Annotated in this window: 12 protein-coding genes; 4 read left to right on the top strand and 8 right to left on the bottom strand. The window is 41.2% G+C overall.

Features of this window, described 5'->3' with window-relative positions; translation table 11 throughout:
• Positions 1-208 precede the first annotated feature (208 nt).
• From C2M33_RS13545 to bcsR, 6 genes are read right to left on the bottom strand one after another with little or no spacing between them, the layout of a single operon-like run.
• Complete coding sequence (locus C2M33_RS13545; RefSeq protein WP_105174661.1) at positions 209-4,021, bottom strand: cellulose synthase subunit BcsC-related outer membrane protein; 3,813 nt, start codon at positions 4,019-4,021, stop codon at positions 209-211.
• Complete coding sequence (bcsZ, locus tag C2M33_RS13540; RefSeq protein WP_105174660.1) at positions 4,012-5,127, bottom strand: cellulose synthase complex periplasmic endoglucanase BcsZ; 1,116 nt, start codon at positions 5,125-5,127, stop codon at positions 4,012-4,014. The genes C2M33_RS13545 and bcsZ overlap by 10 nt, the downstream gene beginning before the upstream one ends.
• A complete protein-coding gene (gene bcsB, locus C2M33_RS13535; RefSeq protein WP_105174659.1) occupies positions 5,127-7,376 on the bottom strand; it encodes a cellulose biosynthesis cyclic di-GMP-binding regulatory protein BcsB in 2,250 nt (749 codons plus the stop codon). The genes bcsZ and bcsB overlap by 1 nt, the downstream gene beginning before the upstream one ends.
• Positions 7,373-10,039, bottom strand: coding sequence for a UDP-forming cellulose synthase catalytic subunit (bcsA, locus tag C2M33_RS13530; protein WP_105174658.1), 2,667 nt, complete (start codon positions 10,037-10,039; stop codon positions 7,373-7,375). The genes bcsB and bcsA overlap by 4 nt, the downstream gene beginning before the upstream one ends.
• Positions 10,029-10,751, bottom strand: a complete 723-nt coding sequence (bcsQ, locus tag C2M33_RS13525; RefSeq protein ID WP_063700246.1) for a cellulose biosynthesis protein BcsQ — start codon at positions 10,749-10,751, stop codon at positions 10,029-10,031. The genes bcsA and bcsQ overlap by 11 nt, the downstream gene beginning before the upstream one ends.
• Positions 10,748-10,975 carry a BcsR/BcsP family cellulose biosynthesis protein gene (gene bcsR, locus C2M33_RS13520; protein ID WP_063700244.1) on the bottom strand — a complete coding sequence of 76 codons (228 nt, stop codon included), beginning with the start codon at positions 10,973-10,975 and terminating at the stop codon, positions 10,748-10,750. The genes bcsQ and bcsR overlap by 4 nt, the downstream gene beginning before the upstream one ends.
• Before the next feature lie 121 nt (positions 10,976-11,096).
• Between bcsR and bcsE the strand changes: the two genes are divergently transcribed.
• The 3 genes from bcsE (at position 11,097) to tyrR (ending at position 16,124) form a co-directional block, all read left to right on the top strand.
• Positions 11,097-12,722, top strand: a complete 1,626-nt coding sequence (bcsE, locus tag C2M33_RS13515; RefSeq protein ID WP_105174657.1) for a cellulose biosynthesis protein BcsE — start codon at positions 11,097-11,099, stop codon at positions 12,720-12,722.
• 169 nt (positions 12,723-12,891) lie between these two features.
• Entirely contained in the window at positions 12,892-14,472 is a 1,581-nt protein-coding gene (gene bcsG, locus C2M33_RS13510; protein WP_063700240.1) for a cellulose biosynthesis protein BcsG, read from the top strand.
• Between the two features lie 95 nt (positions 14,473-14,567).
• Entirely contained in the window at positions 14,568-16,124 is a 1,557-nt protein-coding gene (tyrR, locus tag C2M33_RS13505; protein ID WP_054561931.1) for a transcriptional regulator TyrR, read from the top strand.
• Between the two features lie 66 nt (positions 16,125-16,190).
• Here the strand turns inward: tyrR and C2M33_RS13500 are convergent, their stop codons facing one another.
• The gene (locus C2M33_RS13500) at positions 16,191-16,679 is read right to left on the bottom strand and encodes a hypothetical protein (RefSeq protein WP_063700238.1); all 489 of its coding nucleotides are present in this window, start codon (positions 16,677-16,679) and stop codon (positions 16,191-16,193) included.
• 109 nt (positions 16,680-16,788) lie between these two features.
• Between C2M33_RS13500 and C2M33_RS13495 the strand changes: the two genes are divergently transcribed.
• The gene (locus C2M33_RS13495) at positions 16,789-17,319 is read left to right on the top strand and encodes a thioesterase family protein (protein ID WP_063700236.1); all 531 of its coding nucleotides are present in this window, start codon (positions 16,789-16,791) and stop codon (positions 17,317-17,319) included.
• A 60-nt stretch (positions 17,320-17,379) separates the two neighbouring features.
• Here the strand turns inward: C2M33_RS13495 and C2M33_RS13490 are convergent, their stop codons facing one another.
• Positions 17,380-18,624 carry a DUF642 domain-containing protein gene (locus C2M33_RS13490; RefSeq protein ID WP_105174656.1) on the bottom strand — a complete coding sequence of 415 codons (1,245 nt, stop codon included), beginning with the start codon at positions 18,622-18,624 and terminating at the stop codon, positions 17,380-17,382.
• Between the last annotated feature and the right edge of the window lie 150 nt (positions 18,625-18,774).

Genomic DNA, 18,774 nt, shown 5'->3' with positions numbered 1-18,774 from the left:
TATTGTTTTTGCTTTGGTCGTTCTATGTATTTATTTAGTGAACGGGCGGCCATGTTTATTGATGCAGCTAAGATAATGGTTTGTTGCTCAAGTTTTATACTTGAAGGTAAGAGACACACCCTTATCCTAGCTACAAGTGCGCTACAGTATACATAGACCTTATGGTGAGGGGAAGATCTTGCGACACTTGCCCCTTGTGATGCGATGGTTAGTAGCTTGCATAAGGCACAACAGGTTTACCCCGGAATGCCAGCTCGCTATACACCGGATTAAAGTAATAACGGAAGTACAGCTGAGCGTAATTCGGTTCATAAAAATCGGCTCTATCTAGGTTGAAGTAACCACCAAAGAACCAATGAGGCGTGAATCGATACTCAAAACTTGCCCCTAAGTTATACGATAAGCCACTGCTGGTATCGCCCTCAAAGTAAGGCACAACACCCGTTACAGCTGTTTGAGCTTCTGCTTGGCCTTGCAAAATAGGGTCGTTCGGGAAAAATGCGATGTCGTCAGTGGTGGTGGTAGACCAAGACACCCCAGCCCGAAGCCTATATACAAAATTATGACCAATTCGTTTATCAAAAATCACAGGTAAAGACGCGCCCAAGTAGTTTTGTGGGCTGTAATAGCCACCATGCCCCCAGGTTTCTTCACTTAAATTATACTTATATGACCAGTGTAATAAGTTAAGACCTAGGCTTAATTCGGTGTTTCTTTCGCGAATATAGCGATAGTAACTCCCCCCCATTAGGCTGTAGCTTTGGTTGTCTTTGACATTTTTACCTTGCAAGAGTTGATAGTTGGTACTGCCCCAAAACCCCCAATCTAGGCCTAGGTCATGAGATAGACTAAGTTGTAATTGCGTAGCTCTAACACCGCCCCATACTTGGTTGGTAAAGACATCTTCAAGTCCGGCGTAAGATAATACAGAGCTAGTGACTGGGCGTTTATTAAACGTGACGCCATAACCAAAGTCGCCTAAATCACCTTTGTAATTAACGCCCCACACGATATCTTCGACTAAAAAGCCAAGTGGAGTGGTACCAACATCAATGCGCCATTGCTCGTTTTGCCAAGCAAGGCCAATATCCATACCTTGTTGCTTTGGTTTTATGCTTAAAAGTGGGCAGTCAAAAATACAGAGGGCCCCTTGACCATAGCGGCTACCTGCAAAGGTTTCATCAAAGCGGGTTTCTTGGCTCGATATCGTCATTGGGTCTAATTTCACAATCCCAGTGCCACCCCACAGTGGAAAACCGGCTTCGATAGGCGTTGCACCAGCGCCGAGGGTTGACTCATTTTGCGTGCTTGTTTGGCTACTTAAGTTGATAGCGGCTGTGATATAGGCTTGTTCATTGCGCTCGATGCTTTGTAATTGGCGCTTGGCATTATTGACATACCATGCTTCATTTTCATCAAGGGCATACAGCTCATAGTGCTGCTCATCGCTTAAGTTGCTCGTTGCCGTATCTGGATCAACTGCCGCGCGGTACCAGTTTTGAGCAAGCGTAGTTTGTTGCTTAGCTTGTGCAACCGCTGCCGCTTGATAATAAAGTTCTTGGTTATTGTTTGATTTAGCCAGCAATTTTTCAGCTAGATTAATGGCACTTTGTGTATCTTCAAATTGTTCAAGTGCGGTCATTAATTGCTGCTGACGATAGCTTTGTTCACTTGAAACCTGATTAATTTGTCCAGCAATGATGCGATCAGCTAAATCATCTCTTTGCTGCTGACGAGCGAGTGTCGCAATAGCTAAAGCAGTATCCGTTGAGACAGTTTGCCCATTTGCGATGTGTTGCTCAAAGCGGATAATGGCCTGATTACTATTGCCTTGCTCGATATGAGCATTGATCAGCGCCTCTGACAGTTCTGGGTTCTCAGGGTAGCGTGTTGCAAGCTCTGAGAGCTTAGCAACTCTAAGATTACTATCACTAAAGCGATTAACGTAATTAACTTGAAGTGCTAACCATTGTGATTGCTCTGCATCGGTTGCGTTACTCGGCAGGTGATAGTCTGCAAACCAGCTATCAGCAGTGTTTTTATCGTTGCTTTCAATTAGCCAATTAGCATAAGTCATATGCCAATAAGGGCTCAAGCTTGGGTCACGATTGAGGGCTTTTTTCAGTTGTCTAATCGCATACTGCTGCTCATTAATTTGTTGCCATTGGCTGGCAAGCTCAGCTTGCATTAAAGGTGTCAATGGCTGTGCTTCTAACTCGGTAAGCTTATAAATCACCGTGGCTTTATTGCTAGCTGTGTTGTTAGCAGACAATCTTTCTAGCTTAGTATTAATACTCAATTGTTCTGTGAGTACATTGATTTGTTCGGTGCGTGCGTTATTAGGAATGTAATCTAAGGTTGCCAATGCTCCTTGATAGTCATTCAACGAACGTAAAAATAGGGCATGGCTATAACGTAAATCTGCATCTAGCGGAAATTGCCACAAGGTTTTTTTATACAGCGCTTTCGCATGATCAACTAAACCCTGTTGCTGGTATAAATTTGCAAGGTCGTAATATAGCCAGCTTTGACGAGGGCTTTGTTTAATTGCCATAAGTAGCACATCAACCGCTTCATCAAGCTTACCTTGTGAAGTTAGTTCGTCTGCTCTAACTCGTAGTTGCTGTGTTTGTAATAGGGTGTAATCTTCAGTCAGTAGCGCTTGTTGCTGACGAGTTAAGCTATTATAAAATTGATGACTACGAGCATAATTGCCATCTGAGGCCGTTAATTCGAGCATGGCACGCAAAGTAGGCTGTTGCAGAGGATCGTCTTTTAGCACTTGCTTATAGAGATTCATCGCGTTTTGGTATTGCCCAGCTTGTTTGGCAAGTTCAGCGCGGTAAAACAACACGGTATTAGGGTCTTCATTTAACGTATCTGCTAAATCAAGCTTAAGTGCAGCCTGTTTTAACTCATTGCTACTAATGGCCGATTTAGCTTCATCAATGTATTGCCAAAAACGTGCGGTATTGGCGAGACCTTTTAATACCGTTATGCGGTTTGCATCTATGCTGTATTGTTGTGCTTTTTTAAAGTACTGGTAGGCATTGGCATTCCTGCCTTGTCTTAAGTTTAATAAACCTAGGCTATTGTATATTTCAGGATCTTGAGGACGCCCTCGCAGAGCTTTATTGAAGAGCTTTTCTGCCGTATCAAAGTGACGTTTTTCAAGTTCGACACTGCCTTTGAGCCATGCCTGATAAGCAGGATCCGCTTGCTTTTTTTGTTCAGCCAAATGTGCTTTTTTAAAGTCACTAAATTGCAGCTGACCTTTACTGCTTTTAGGGTAGGCAGCAAAGTAGTCTTGATAAGCAAGCTTAGTGTGTTTATTAAGCGGCATGTTTTCAAGCGCTGCAAGCCAAGCAAATTCGGCTTCTACACCATATTGATTGCTGTGTGCATAGTGGCTAAGTAGCTTAATGGCTTCTTTATTCGTTGGGTTCTGTGTTAATAGATGCCTCGCATAGGCAAGCTCAAAACGGCCACTATGAGGGTAGCGTTTCATTAAAGAACGATAACCGCGCAGTGCTTGTTGATACTGACTTGAATCTTGAGCAAGCCAGTTGATGTGCTCAAGCTCATATTCAATATTCGGGTAAGCAGATTTAAATAGGCGGTTGTACATTTGCACTGCTTCGCTGTACTGACCAGCTCTGGCACGAAGCCTGGCTTTTTGAACCACTTCTTTGTCTTGATTATTGACTCGTGCGAGCATAGTTAAGCTTGTTATACACGGATGCGACATCTTACTGAGCTCTGCTAAACGTGCATTGGCTTTATCGACTTCTTTTAGGCTATATAAAACACGCACCTCTGCGCATTGCACTTGGGTGTTTTTAGGTGCAATGCTTTGCAGCTTTTCTAAGCTGTCGCTCATCAATTGATTATCACGCTCAATTTCACCTAGTTGCACTTGGCTAATTAACCAATCAATTGATTGACTATCAAGGTCCTTGTTAACTGCTGCGGATGCACTGGAGCTTGCTAAAACTGCAGCAAGTAGCCACTTTATCGGCATTCATTGCTCCAGTTAGTTGTTAAGGCGCCGTTTTTATCAATACTAAAGCGTTTGTTCAATGCGCTATTACCAAATAAATACAACACGCTGTCGTAATAGCGGCTGGTGGTAAAGCGGGTGTCCATCATAATTTGCTGCTGTAACGCAGTGACAGCTTGTGATGCATTCTCTTCAGCAAGCAGTGGTAATAAAGCAGCAACAAAACCACTTGGGGCATTGCCAGCTGTACTGCCCGTGACGGCATTGGTTTCTAATGGCACTTTGCCTGAAGAGACTATGCTATCAATAAAGGGTTTAAACTGCTTAGCAAGGGCATTTTTATAAGGTGCATCTTCTGCCATCATGCTGGCCCAAAGATAAACGCGGATTGCATTGTAACTACCTGTGGCTGGCGTGCTTTTATCATGATAAAAGCCTTTTTCAACGCTGTAATTAACCCAGTCAGGGCTCATGCCTTTTGGTGCTGTATCTATTAATAACTGCGCCGAGTTATCGTGTAATGTTTGCCAAGGCGAGTGAGGGTATAAATGTGCAAATTGCGCAAATATAAATAGCGGTGCATAGCTTGGATTTAATTTCCAGCTACTGTCTTTTTCAAAGCCTGATGGCCCAGGTAACAAGGTCAGGCCAAGGTTTGGTATCTGCGCGGTTTCTTCACGAATAATGCGCTCAGCAAGCACTGAGCTTAGCACTGCGTAGCGTCTTTCATTCCATAAGATAGCCGCTTGTGACAGGGTATAAGCAATCCATAAATCTGAATCAGAAGCTGGATTAGAATCAATAATTTGTCCTTGGCTTTGTTTAATGCCCCATTGCCATGCTGGTAAACGGGTACTTAAATCACCTTCAGAAAGGTGTACTTCAGTCCACTCAAGTAATTTATCGAAGCTGGCTTTATCATTGGCAAGTAATGCAAAGAATAACGCATAAGATTGCCCTTCAGAGGTGGTGATGTCGTATTCACTGCCTAAATCAATTACACGTCCTTCTGGTGTAATGAAGTGAGTTTTAAAGTTATTCCACTGCGGCCAAGCGCTACAGCTTAATTGGGCTAAGGCACTGCTTGAAAAAACAAAAACGAATAGTAAAGAAGCGATAGTTTTCATTATGCCTGATCTCCTTCAGATAAACGTTTTTTGGTCAGTAGCGCAAGCACTCGCCACAACATAAATGAAATAAGTAGTAGTGTAAGTAGCGACAGAATCGCTAACAGGACTGGGCGGTCTGAAAAGTGGAACCAAATAAGTGTATGAATAGGCACATGACCAACAAAATACTGCTCATCGGTTTTAATCGTTTTGATGCCTTGGCTATTGATAATGGCGGAGCTTCCCATTATTTGAGCAGTTTTATCTTCATTTAATAAGGCATCAGTGAGTAGCGCATATGCACTTTCATTACTGGCAATTAAAGATACCACTGAACGGTCTGAATCGAATGGTGACTGAAATCCTGACATCACAGCTAAACGACCAATGCTGCTGATGTTTACTTTAATTTTTTCAGCGCCTTTTGTGTCGTATGCACCATTGTAGATAGCTTGATCAACAATGCGTTGGTTGTTGTTGATAAGCACACTTAGGGCGCTATCTTTGGCAAGGGATGTTAAGAATGAATCAGCCTTACCAATGATAATAATGTCCTTATCGTTTAGCGCTAATTGGTTACTTGGGAATTGAATTTCTAAACGGTGCGCAGGGTAGCCGGTAATAGCGCCTAAATGACCCGCAAAATTAAGCAATAAGCTAATCGCGTTAACTGAGGCGTTAGCTTCCATCACCAAAGTACTTTGGTGTAAATCGGCATATTTGGTAAATGGAAAACCACCACTTGCAAAGGCACGTAAGTTTGGCATGGCAATATAGTGATGGAAGTCACTCACATCAATCGTAGAGCTGCCGTCAATAGCGCCAAATTCACCACCGGCTGGAATGGCACTACACTCACCGGTTTTTACAACAGCAAAGTTAAAGTCATAAGTCAGCTGGTTATTTGTTGTTAAATCTAACCCTGTTAATTCAAAGTCTTGACGAGTTTGAGTTGGATTAAAATCTGATAGAAGCGGCAACAACGTATTGGTTGTTATTGTTTTACCGCCTTCGTTATCAAGAATAAAACCATCCACAAACTTACCGTTGATCAGCATGTTCAAACGCGACAACATGTTTTGTTCAACAGGTGTGTTGCGATAATTCAATGTAATCGGAATACCATTTTCACGCCAAGTAAATAAATCGGGTGCAAAGCGTAAATCTAAACGAACTGGCAGACCGCGATAACCTTCTGACTGCAGTTGAGTAGGGTATTCAATAAACTCATCAAAGCTCACTGGGCGATCAGAGCGCACCCACAGTGGGGCATCGTAGGCTTTTCTAAGTGGTAAATTGCTAATTGCATCAATGGTTGCGCTGCGACCTGTCATCACTTTATAACCAAAGACTAAACCAACAACGGCTTCTTTTAATTGCGCCGTGTCTTTACCTAAAACAAGCAGTACCTTGGCGTAACGGTGAGTTGGGCTGCTGATTATTTCGACTGTTGGTTTATCAACATTAGGGTAATTTAATAAAAAGTCAGGCTTGTTGTCATTGGTGGCAAAAACCACACTATGCTCTGTTGGGGTGGCATTGATTTGCACTGGGAACTGCGCTTTGCGCCATTTTGCTTGCGCGCCAAAAAAGCTTGATAAGGTTGTGGCAGCTTCTAACGTATTTTCATCGGGTTGTGATGCAAAAACGAATGGCAAAGTGACCTTATTGTAGTCGCGAGAGTCAAAAAATGGTGCAGGGAAATACTCTAACAAGCTTTCAAGTGCCAGTGCTTGACGGTCAATAGAAATACGGCTGCTTTTACTCAGCTCAGCCCAAATTGCATTACTATAATCATCCTGACAAACCATGTCGTAATAACCCACTAACTCAAAACGAATTTGGTTAAAGTCTTTAATTAATTTAGGGTTAAGCACGATGCTACGCTCAGCGACAGTGCCGATAGGCGTGTTCTTATCATCGATAGGCAACACAGTAACAAGATTTTCATTTAAGAAAATTTTTAAATGTGACACACGACCTATCAGGGATGGTGACGTGGTATATGAAAAATCGAGGGTTAGTTTTTTACCTAACTTATCAAGACGGTTCGTAAAATCAACGCGGGTACTATTGCTCACACCATCAAGTTTAAACTTGCTTAATCCAAGCTTTTCAAAGCTTAGCGTCATGCTTTCAATTGGCGCTTGTTCAGGATAACCATGATCAAAAATCGCTTTATTAGAAAGAGGCTCAGCACTTATCGCCCAGCCAGATAAGCTGAGTGTGATAACAGCGAATAACAAGGTTAAAAAAGTTCTTATCATGATGTTTTTAGTACTTTTGTTGGTTTTTTGGGTAATAACGACGCCACAAAGTACAAGACTCTTGATGCAAACGCAATCGCGGGTCTTAATTCATTTGGGGCATGGAAAATCAAGTTCTTAAAGCCTTTAATACTGGTATAAAAAACGTGAGAAAAGCTATACGAAGGCTTGTCGTGTTTAAAGTTTTCTTGCCAATCAAGCCAAGCATCAGCACGTGAGAAAGTGCATTGAATAAAGGCTGTTTGTTTTTCTAAATCTAAATCTCTGAGGGTCAGACCCAACTGCTTATCGCGGGTGTTACAAATATAGGTCGGGAATGAAAACTGTTTCAAGCCACGACTCATTAGCAGCTCTACCTTATCATTTACACGGCACAGATGATTGTGTTCAGTTTCAAGACCAACGCCATTATTTGAGTAGTCCGTAATTTTCACTTTAATGGTGCGGCCATTGGCTAGGCGAATAGCCGCAGGGAAATTTGCTTTGATACGGTGTGAGCTACGTACTTGTTTCGCTTCAGCGGCAACAGCCACAGCAGCACCCAAAATTATCACGTTATAGCTTGCCCACAGCATACTAATGACGAGTACGCCTGTTTGTGAACTATCGCCGAAAAGCAATCTAAATACGCCGTAGGTCATACCTAACACGTTAACCAGTAACAAGATTATATAAGGCTTCGAAATCGTCCAGTCGTAGTGATCTTGCTTGTTTAAGCCACCTTTTTCGGTCACGTTAAACTTGCCCTTATTCGGGTTGATAAGCGCAACTGTAGTGGGTTTTAAAATATACCAAGCAAGTACTGATTCATAAACTTCGCCCCAAAATGAATAGCGGTACTTTCCTTGAATTCGGGAATTGGTGATTTTTACCTGTAACAGCGTTGGCACAATATAAAGAAAGATAGCAACAAACGGTGCATAGATAATTTGCGCATTGAAATAAATTAATGCCAGCGGCGCGGTTAAAAACACAATGCGCGGGATACCCGATAAAAAGTGCAACATAGCGTTTAAGTAACACAGTCGCTGTGCAATATTTAAGCCCTTACCAAACAGTGGGTTATCTAATCGGAATATTTGCGCCATGCCGCGTGCCCAACGAATACGCTGGCCAACGTGGGCAGATAAGCTGTCAGTGGCAAGGCCTGCAGCTTGCGGAATATTAATGTACGTTGTTTTGTAGCCTGCGCGCTGCATTCTAAGCGCGGTATGGGCGTCTTCTGTGACGGTTTCTACCGCAAAACCACCAATTTCTTCAAGGGCACTACGCCTTAACACAGCACACGAACCACAGAAGAAGGTTGCATCCCACATATCATTACCATCTTGGATTAAACCATAAAACAGCATGTTTTCATTAGGGATTTTTCGATGGTTCTTTAGATTGCGCTCAAATGGATCGGCAGAGAAAAAGTGGTGAGGTGTTTGTACTAAACACACTTTACTATCATTGATGAACTGCCCCATTGTCATCTGTAAAAATGAGCGAGCAGGGATGTGATCACAGTCAAAAATAGCGATGTAGTCACCATTCGTTACTTTCATCGCATGATTCATGTTACCGGCTTTGGCATGTTTGTTATCAGGACGAGTTAAATAACCAACACCAATTTGCTTTGCAAATTCTGCAAATTCAGGGCGCTTACCATCATCTAAAATATAAATATTTAGCTTATCTGCAGGCCAATCAATACTTTGCGCAGCAATCGTGGTGGGTTTTACTACCTCTAATGGCTCATTATAAGTCGGAATATAAATATCAACTGTTGGCCAGTTTGCTGTGTCTTTTCCTAATGCAATGGGCTTGCGGTGCAGTGGATTGATGGTTTGGAAGAAACCTAAGATCAGAACTAACCAAGCGTAACTTTCAGCAAGCAATAAACCAATCCCGAGTGCAAGGGCTAACGGGTCCCCCCAGTTCAGGGTATCTGTGTAGCGCCACCATAGATAACGTGTTGACGTTGTCACAGATAGGGTGATCATCACAATGGTCGCTATTTGACCTTCAACACGTCTGAGTGAATAAGCAACCACCAAAATTAAACTAATGAACACTGCTTGTGCTTCAATACTAAATGGTACGGTGATAAAAACAGCTACAGCAAAAATAAGTAGGGTTAAAAACGCGACTTTTAAGGTGCTATTTTGCCAAATGGATGAGCGACTCACCGCTTTATATGATTTAGTTTTGGTTTGTTTTTTTGCGACTAACCAAAGTACTTTAAATGAGCGTACAAGCTTGCTGTCTGCCAGTCTTAATAAGCGTGCAGAGCGTGTTATTTTGCGCCAAGTTTTACGCTGTTCAATGGTTATGTGCTGCTGTGAGGTTGTGGTGGTGTTGAATAGCGCAAGATAAATACTTTGCAATACAATTCGAACACAGTTACTCGGTGTCAAAACAGGTTGAGATACATGGGGGTATAAACGCTGTAATTTATGTTTAATTTCTCGTTTTTTGTTGTTATCTAATTTAATAAATAATGACAAAAAAAGCACAAAGAAAGGCAGTAAAAATGCACCCAACAAGCTCATTTTATGTTGATTGTAATAACCATGAAACTTAATGAATACAAACCGTACAAGCGGCTTGGTTAAAACTAAGCTTAATAGCACTTTTAATAAGCGTTGCGATACACTTACAGAACTTATTTTATTGCTCATTCTGACTCGCACGGCTTACAAGCCAACCTGCTAGCGTTTCAAAATCGTCATTAGCAACGCTATACGGTGCACAGTTAATCGCCACATTGCGAAACGCGGTGGCTTCTTTGATCACTTCATCTTTGTTGATATATAAAGGCGCAATTAACGGCAGTTCACTTTGCCAAAGCTGCAATAGATCTGATTCAAGCTCAGAGGCAGAGTTATATTTATTAGTTAAAAAGTAATGCTGCCATGATGACTCTGCCTGTTTAAGTGTGTTTAAACGCTTGAAAGCAAAGCTGTGACAAATAGCATCACAATTAATAATCTCAAGGAATATATCGTCTTCATTTAGCGGGTAGCGATGCACATCGACATGGGCAGGGCAGTCAAATAAAAACCAGCTGTCATCGCTGTCATTAAGTTGCTGACAGCTCTCGATAATGCTCGAAAAGTCTAAGCCTAAGTTCGAGCGGCTACCATAAGGTAAAAACCTTACACCATCGTTATCTTGGTGGAACTGCTCACATGCTGAAGCGAAGTCTGGGTAATCGCTCCAGCCAAGCAGATGCTCCCAGGCAAGTCCAAGGTGTAGGCCTAAGTCGCCTTTAGGGTCTAAATCGATGGCATACACAGGCACATTTGATTTTCTTAAGGCGCAAGCAAGATTGGCCACAATCGATGTTGTACCTGTCCCGCCTTTAATTCCTTTTAAAAAAATCCGCTTCATTTATGAGTCTTTATTGCGCTTTTGTTAATTTTTTTAGTGCTCTGTGTTTGTGTCGTTGCTAATGCAATATCGTTAAGCAAAGGGTATTTTTCAATCGTTTTGCGATTTTTTTCGACATCAACAATTTCAACATAATCTGTTTCCTTGCCACCAAATTGACGTAACAACTTCTCAATATCATATTGAGTTAAGGTGTGTGAATTTTTTACTGCAAAGTCATTCATCTAAAAAACCGTAATGAGAAAAATTAGCTTAAAAATGTTCACGATCCATGGACATAATTTGCATTATATATAGAATAGCGTTTAAAACTAGTACTAAAGTATCTTTTTTAAGGGTTTGTTAGTGCCTCATTTAAATATTACAGGACTAAACGGAGCTTTCTCTGAGCTTAAGCGAGGCGCAAATTATGCTTTACTTGCCCCGCTAGATAATCAGCTATTAGAGTTAACAAGGCATCTTTTAACCAATCATAAAGACTCGGTTTTTTTGCTCTCTGAACAAGTCGAACTATTTTTCGAAGGAGAGGGAAGCGAGTTATTGTTCACTTTGTTCGAACAAGGGGTACTACGTCCTTTCCATTTACATCATAATGAGAATGTATCAAAAAGTTTGCATTTTTCCCGTGGTGTTATTAACGAAATAAAACAGTATGAGCAACTAAAAAACAGTACGGTTATCGTGCATGTCGATTCAGAGCAGTTAGTTTCCTTGAATGAGCAACAGCTTGGTGAAAAACTCAAGCTTTATCTGGCTTTGTCACAGTCAAAAAATGTCACTTTAGTGTTTTTAATGTCAGGAGCCCATGTCAGTGAATTGAGGCGCCAGTTGTTAGCTTTAAACCGTTTCTTTGACGGCTTAATTTACATGACTCAAGAAGCATCTATCCGTACCCTTGAGTATGATTATTGGTGCCACAAAGAAGGTGTCATTGCTGGACGCTCAGTCAATTTGCAGCTTTATGATGGTCAGCTTGCATTAATTGAAGAAGAGCAAGAAGCCGATGAAAAGTCGCAGCCAACGGCTCAAGATTTTGATGAAGACGAGGTATGGCTAACTCGCAGTGCTGTGCCTGAGGGGACAAAGCTCCCTGTTTTTTATAAAATTATTGATGACAATGATGCTCTTTTTTCTAAAGGGCTAACTAAAAAGTCAGCGACCTTAGTATTTGCCGTTAGCCGCTACACTGATTTAAAAGTATTAGCCAAAGATTGCTTCTCTCTTCGTAAAAAATGTGGTCGTCGGTTGAAATTGGTTATTCAAAATGTTGATGGCATTATTCGCCATCAAGATGAGTGCCTATTTTTAACCTTAGGGGTTAATCTTATTTTATATAGTTATTCTGAGCCTTCGCGATTACTGTCACAAATTCAGTCAATTCAAGGGTTTCAGTTTTCAAGACCCCTACCAAAATCGATTGATGATGTTCTAAAATACAGTGAAAATGTATTGGCTAAAGGGTATTTACCTCCTGTTAAATTCGCAGAGCAGGTTGCGAAGCATAGTGATTCTGCTGCCAACCTTGGCGTAAGCGGCGTACTTGTTTTGATGCAGCTTTTGCCTCGTATTGATGCGATACACCCATTGCATTTATTCCATGTAAAGCGCGAAGGGGATATTTTTAGTTTTGCTGATGGTACGGTTTATCTTTACCTACATGCTTGTCGAGAACACGATGTTGAAAGCGCAATTAAGCATTTATTTAAATTACAGGTGAGTGACTTCTTTATGTCAAAAAATGTCATTGCTGATCATTTTTATATTCAGCAAGAATGTCGCCGCATGCAACGTCATTTTGCTAATACTGAAATAACAGACTTTACTCAGCAATTACAAGAAAATGTAAGCTATATTTTTGACGCAAAAGCATCAGATATAGCAAGTTTAAACACTGAAACACCGGAATTTAAAAAAGTGATTCGACCTATATCCGAGCCAGTAAAAGTGACCTTAAAAGGTGAACTATCATGAGCTTAAATCAGTTTTTTATAACTTTTATCATCGCAATGTTAATCGGCATTCTGCTGAGTAATACAGGTAAGTTATTGTTTAAAAAAGCAGTCGTGCTATACCGAAAACTAACATTTAGGCATGTATTATTAACGCCTTATACGCCAAGACGACTCAAAAAGGATAACAAGTGAGGCTTTCAGGATTAGGTTTTTGGAATTTATATTTTTTAGTTAAGTTTGTTCTGTATAGCCGAGGTGATATTTCGTTTGATTTATTTGCAAACTTAGCTTTTTTTGCATTTCTTGCTATCTCTTTTCAACATATTTGGTTGGCTCGCATTAAACAGATTCTGAGTGTGGTAATTGGTGTTGCCTTGTTGTATCACGATTCATGGTTGCCCCCGATTTCTCGGCTCACCAAGCAAGCTGGCAATGTACAAGATTTTAGCATCGGCTATTTTTTTGAGATCACGTCGCGCGTTATTAGTTTTGATTTGATTTTTGCGCTTTTCGCTTTGGTGGTTTTTTATTGGTTTACTGTAAAGTGGTTACGTTATACCAGTATTTCTATTATTGGTTTTCTTTATGCGTATTGGCTCGGTGGGTCAGCTGCAGATAATGAGGTTCCACCTCAGGTTGCAACCAATAGCCACGTTGTACAAAAACAAGTTCCCGTTTTAGTCTCTGACACTGCAGCGCAAAAGACGCCAGATCAACAGTTACAAGACTTTTACCAGCAGCAAAATTTATTACAAAGTCAGTTCCCAAATGCATTTAATGGCCAACCATTTGATGTCGTTGTATTGAATATTTGCTCTTTAGCGACAGCAGATTTAAACGCCATCGGTGTCGAACCCCGTAATCTGTTTGCTGATTTTGATATTTTGTTTAGCCAATTTAACTCAGCAACGTCGTACAGTGGTCCTGCTGCAATTCGTTTATTACGAGCAAGTTGTGGGCAGACAAGTCAAGAGCAACTATTCAAACCGGTTGACGAGCAATGCCAACTATTTACTAATCTTGCTGAACTTGGCTATAAAACCAGTGTGGCGCTAAACCACGATGGTCATTTTGATGACTTTATAGGTTTGATCAGGCAGTACGGCGGTGTGTCTGTGCCGAAACTGGATTTTAGTCAATTTAGTGCCGCGCAATATGGTTTTGACGGCAAACCGATTTATTCTGATGCAGATATCCTTACTAATTGGTTGAAAAAGCAAGGTTCTAGTGAGCAACCTAGAGCTCTTTATTACAACACCATTAGCTTACACGATGGCAACCAAATTGCGGGTCGTGAACGGATGAATAGCTTGGCAAGTTATCCGCTTAGACAGCAGCGCTTATTTAGCGATATTGATAAGTTTATAACTGAGTTAGAAGCGCAAGGTCGCAATGTGCTGTTGGTGGTTGTGCCAGAGCATGGTGCGGCACTGCAAGGCGATAAACTACAATTTTCTGGATTACGTGAAATCCCGAGTCCATCGATAGTGTCGGTGCCTACGGCAGTAAAATTCATCGGGCCTGATATTAAACATAATGGGCTTAATGTTGTTGATGAGACAATGAGCTATTTTTCTCTTTCAGAATTAATCAATAACACGATGAAGCTCGATTTGTTCACAGGGACGGTACCCATTAATCGCGTGCTTGATAATTTACCGACCTCAGCCAAGGTCGCCGAGAATCAAGATACGGTTATGATGTACATAAAAGGGCAGCCTTACATTCAGCTGGATGGGGGAGAATGGACCAAGTATCCGACTAATTAACTTCTTTTGTCCAAAATTGTTTACAATAGACTACCCAGTTGCAGGGAGTTAGCGTATTATTCTCATACTATAGGTTCCCGTTTTTTGAGGATGTAATGCGTTTAGATATCCACTGTGCTGACCGAATTGGTATCGCACAAGAGATTCTCAATATCTTGGTGAGTTACCAGGTTGATTTAAAAGGCATCGAGGTAGATTCGGTTAATTGTCGAATGTACGTCAGCTTTCCGCCTATTGAATTTGAACAATTCCAAAAAATCATGCCATCTATCCGTTTGATAGATGGTGTGAAAGACGTTCGTACGACTGCATTCTTACCTTCTGAGCGAGAGCATAATGAGTTAAATACATTACTGCGTGCCTTACCTGATGGTGTTATATCTATCGATGCTAAGGGCTGGGTGCGTTTATGTAATGATGCTGCGTGTCGTGATCTGCAATTATCTGAAAGCGAAGTGATTGGCGCTAACATCAATAACTTGCTTAAAGGTTTTAACTTTACGCGTTGGCTTGAAGGCAAAGAAGTGCTTGGCCAAACTACCCGAGTTGAAGTCGCAGGTGAGGACTTTATTGCTGATATTCTGCCTATTTCAGTACCACAAGGTGCTGAAGGGGATGTGTTAGCCGGCGCTGTAATCAACATCAAATCACAAAGTCGCCTAGGTCAACAAGTCAGTGCGTTTCGTCGTTATGGCCAAGAAAGCTTTGCAACCATCCATAATTTTAGTACTGCAATGCGCCGTGTGGTTCGTGAAGCGCGTAAAATGGCACAGCTTGAAGCACCAATCCTGATTACTGGCGAAACCGGTACTGGTAAAGAGTTACTTGCTCGTGCTTGTCATTACGCCTCAAACCGCTCAGTAAAACCATTTATCGCTCTGTCGTGTGCTTCATTGCCTGATGATGTCGCTGAGTCTGAGTTATTTGGTTATGCAGGCTATGAAGAAAACGCGGCACCAAAACGTGGCGTTTTAGAGCAAGCTGATGGTGGCACTGTGTTTTTAGACGAAGTTGGTGAAATGTCGACTCAGTTGCAAACTAAGTTACTGCGTTTTTTACAAGACGGTACCTTCCGAAAAGTGGGTGATGAAAACGAAGTAAAAGTAAATGTGCGTATCGTAGCTGCAACACAAAAAGACTTACCTGCAATGGTGCAAGAGGGGACATTTAGAGAAGATCTCTATTACCGAATTAATGTTTTAACCTTAGAGATTGCGCCATTACGTGATAGAAAAGCTGATATTGGTCCGTTAGCAGAGCACTTTATTCAAAAGTATGCCCAGCAAAATGGTCATTCTGTGCCAGTGATGTCTGAAGATTGTTTACGCTTTTTACAAGATTATCCTTGGCCGGGTAACGTGCGCCAATTAGAAAATGCGATTTACCGTGCGGTATCCTTGCTAGATGATAACGAATTGCGTATTGAGCACTTGCAGTTACCAACGTTTACCCATGATTTAGGTTATCTTGAGTCTGACTTTGAAGGAACCTTAGACCAAGCGGTAAAACGTTTTGAGGCGACATTACTTCGCAAGCTTTACCCCGCTTATCCAAGCTCTCGTCAATTAGCGAAAAGGTTAGGTTTGAGCCACACCGCAGTGGCAAATAAGCTGCGCGATTACGGTATTAACCGTAAGACAGTGAAGGTTTAATTATATAGCTTAATTAAGCAAAAAAGGCTTAGGTAAAACCTAAGCCTTTTTCTTTTCGATTAAAAACTATTGCTTGGTACCCATGTCTTTGGTAACACCATCAATGGCGATACTTTTTATACCTTCATCGTCGAACTTAATAACAACACTGATGTTATTGCGGGCAAAAAAGTAGTCTCGATTATCAAGGCTGATAACATAATCACCTTTGACTGAATCGCTGAATTTGCGCTTTTCGAGTTTTAGGGTGTGATCAGCAATCTGCCAGTTGAAGCCTTCAATAAAGCCATTATTAAATTCCTGAACCCATACCTGTTGCTCGTCTTTACTGAGTGTAATCGCCACTGAGTATGACTCAGGTAATGACATATCATAACTTTTATCACCAATAGTGAACTTCTCAGCATCTTGTTGCCAAGCAAAGCCAAATTTAAAGGCTTTTTCAACACCCGTTGGGTATTTTAAAGTACCGTCACCTGGAAAGTTGAAGTCAGCAAATGCTGAGCTGGTGAAAAAACTTGCAGTGAACAAAGTTACCAAACTAAATAATTTCATTAGGTTATTCTTTTTTTATACTAATATATGCACAGATTAGAGCAGAAAATTCGCCTTAGCAATATGCTGTGATACACTTTGTTCATTATCAACTGGTTAGACCTTTACTGTGAACCTCTATTTTCGACTAATACTGCTGTTTTTTAAAATTAAACGTAATCGTGATTATCAACAATTATTAGACACGATTGATATTGAATTCAAAGCGTTACCGACCGATTGCGATATTAACTTTCATCTGACCAATTCTCGCTACTTAGCAATGATGGATCTTGCCCGTACTTGGATGACTGAGAGAGTGGGCTTGCTAAAGCACATTATGAAGCGCCGCTGGTTCCCAATCGTTAACGCGACAGCTATTACCTACATTCGTGATATTAAACCAATGCAAAAGTACACCGTTAGTACACGCTTGGTTGGTTGGGATCATAAATACTTTTACATTGAGCAAAAGTTTCACTCTGAACGAGGCTTACATGCGATTGCTTATGTGCGCGGTGTATTTAAACGTAAACAAGGTGTTGTCAGCGTTGAAGAGATGCTTGAAGTTGCAGGTTTTAGTGGCGTAGCACCTATTTTGCCCGCAGAAGTGATGCACTGGAAAGAGATGTTAGAACAGAAGAAACTCACAAATAAGTGATACCTCAGGTTAGTTAAAAAAATGCCAGCTAAGCTGGCATTTTATGGCTTTATAAACAGTTTACTCTGCTGCGCAAACTGCTTCACTAACAAACGTTAAGTCGTTTACGTGTGCTGGGCCATCCATTACGAATGTCGCTTCAGCGGTATTTTGATCTAAGGTATAAATTTTCGCGTTTTCGCCGTTTTCTCTACCTGATATGTAAATTGTACCGTCATCTGCAATCGCAATGCCTGACGCCCAGTTTACACCGTGCTCACCGATTTGAGTTAACTCAAGGCTGCCTTCATCTAATGTGTAAAGTGCTTTACCAGTTAATACGTAAAGTACGTTGTAGTCACTTGAATAAGCGATGTCGCCATCAGAGAATGAGTCGCCTTCATACGAAAGCTTACCTAATACCGTTTTCTCGCCTGTAGTTAGGTCAAAATCATACATGTATGTCTTGCTTGTCGCACGTAAAGACAGACCGTCTGCAGTCACTGTTGAGCGGTAAATTGGGAATGATGTCGCATCTGCAACCTCAGCTTGCGTGTCGGTAGCTAAATCTAAGCTATAGATTTTTGACGCTTTGCTGCTGCTATCAAGCTGCTCCATGAAGTACAGCATACCGTCTTTGCTAGCAATATTTGATGCTGTATTGTTTAGACCAGCAACAACCGTTACAGCGCTTGATTCTGGGTTAAAGTGATACACATAGCCTTCAGTCTCAGAACCAAAGTTATTAATACCATATAAACCGGTTACAACTGCACATGGTTCAGGTACCTCAGTTACTACGACGTTATCGATGAATGCACCTACTGAATCAGATGTACCCGCGCCTGCAAAGCTCAACACTGAGCTTGCGCTGTCAGCTTCAACTGTAAAGCTGTATTTAGTCCAGCCTTTTGTGCTGCTGTTGACAACGGCTAATGATTCACCATTCCATAAAACTTCCGCTTTGTTTGTTTCTTCATTACCTACTACACGCGCAGAGTAATAAAAGCTCAATTCGTACTTTTTACCATCTGCTGTCGCAAGAGCTTGTGTGATGCTGTAGTTAGATCTTGAATCTAGCTCAATGTGCTGCTCACCATCTTGTGCTGGAATAATCCCAAGTTTATTCGTTTGAATTTCAAATCTAGCGTTAGCGCTTCGAGTCCAACCAGGAATTGCATCAAATAACTGCCATTGACCATTGTGATCGGTCACTGTATCTGTATTTTCAAATGATCCGTTTTCTACTAAATTTGTGCCTGCCATTGCAATACCTGACGCAATAGCTAAAGGTAATAATGCTAGTTTAGTAACCAAGCTTTTCATGACACTCTCCGTTATGTGATTAACATAAAATTAATATTGAATAGTATAATTTTACTGCTTTAAAAGGCTTTTGTTCAATTAAGGAACAAGCCGTATTTGCGGTGATTTTACGTTTAATCGGTTAACTTTATGATTTGTAAAAGCTTGTTT

The sequence above is a fragment of the Pseudoalteromonas sp. T1lg122 genome, from assembly GCF_002964825.1.
Classification (GTDB): domain Bacteria; phylum Pseudomonadota; class Gammaproteobacteria; order Enterobacterales; family Alteromonadaceae; genus Pseudoalteromonas; species Pseudoalteromonas gelatinilytica.
The sequence above is the reverse complement of the archived record's forward strand: the minus strand, read 5'-3'. Positions and strand labels throughout refer to the sequence as shown.

Excerpts from the sequence above, each read along its gene's own strand:
- bcsB (WP_105174659.1), bottom strand. The coding sequence starts at position 7,376 with ATGATAAGAACTTTTTTAACCTTGTTATTCGCTGTTATCACACTCAGC.
- bcsQ (WP_063700246.1), bottom strand. The coding sequence starts at position 10,751 with ATGAAGCGGATTTTTTTAAAAGGAATTAAAGGCGGGACAGGTACAACA.
- C2M33_RS13545 (WP_105174661.1), bottom strand. The coding sequence starts at position 4,021 with ATGCCGATAAAGTGGCTACTTGCTGCAGTTTTAGCAAGCTCCAGTGCA.
- bcsZ (WP_105174660.1), bottom strand. The coding sequence starts at position 5,127 with ATGAAAACTATCGCTTCTTTACTATTCGTTTTTGTTTTTTCAAGCAGT.
- C2M33_RS13490 (WP_105174656.1), bottom strand. The coding sequence starts at position 18,624 with ATGAAAAGCTTGGTTACTAAACTAGCATTATTACCTTTAGCTATTGCG.
- bcsR (WP_063700244.1), bottom strand. The coding sequence starts at position 10,975 with ATGAATGACTTTGCAGTAAAAAATTCACACACCTTAACTCAATATGAT.
- C2M33_RS13500 (WP_063700238.1), bottom strand. The coding sequence starts at position 16,679 with ATGAAATTATTTAGTTTGGTAACTTTGTTCACTGCAAGTTTTTTCACC.
- tyrR (WP_054561931.1), top strand. The coding sequence starts at position 14,568 with ATGCGTTTAGATATCCACTGTGCTGACCGAATTGGTATCGCACAAGAG.
- bcsA (WP_105174658.1), bottom strand. The coding sequence starts at position 10,039 with ATGAGCAATAAAATAAGTTCTGTAAGTGTATCGCAACGCTTATTAAAA.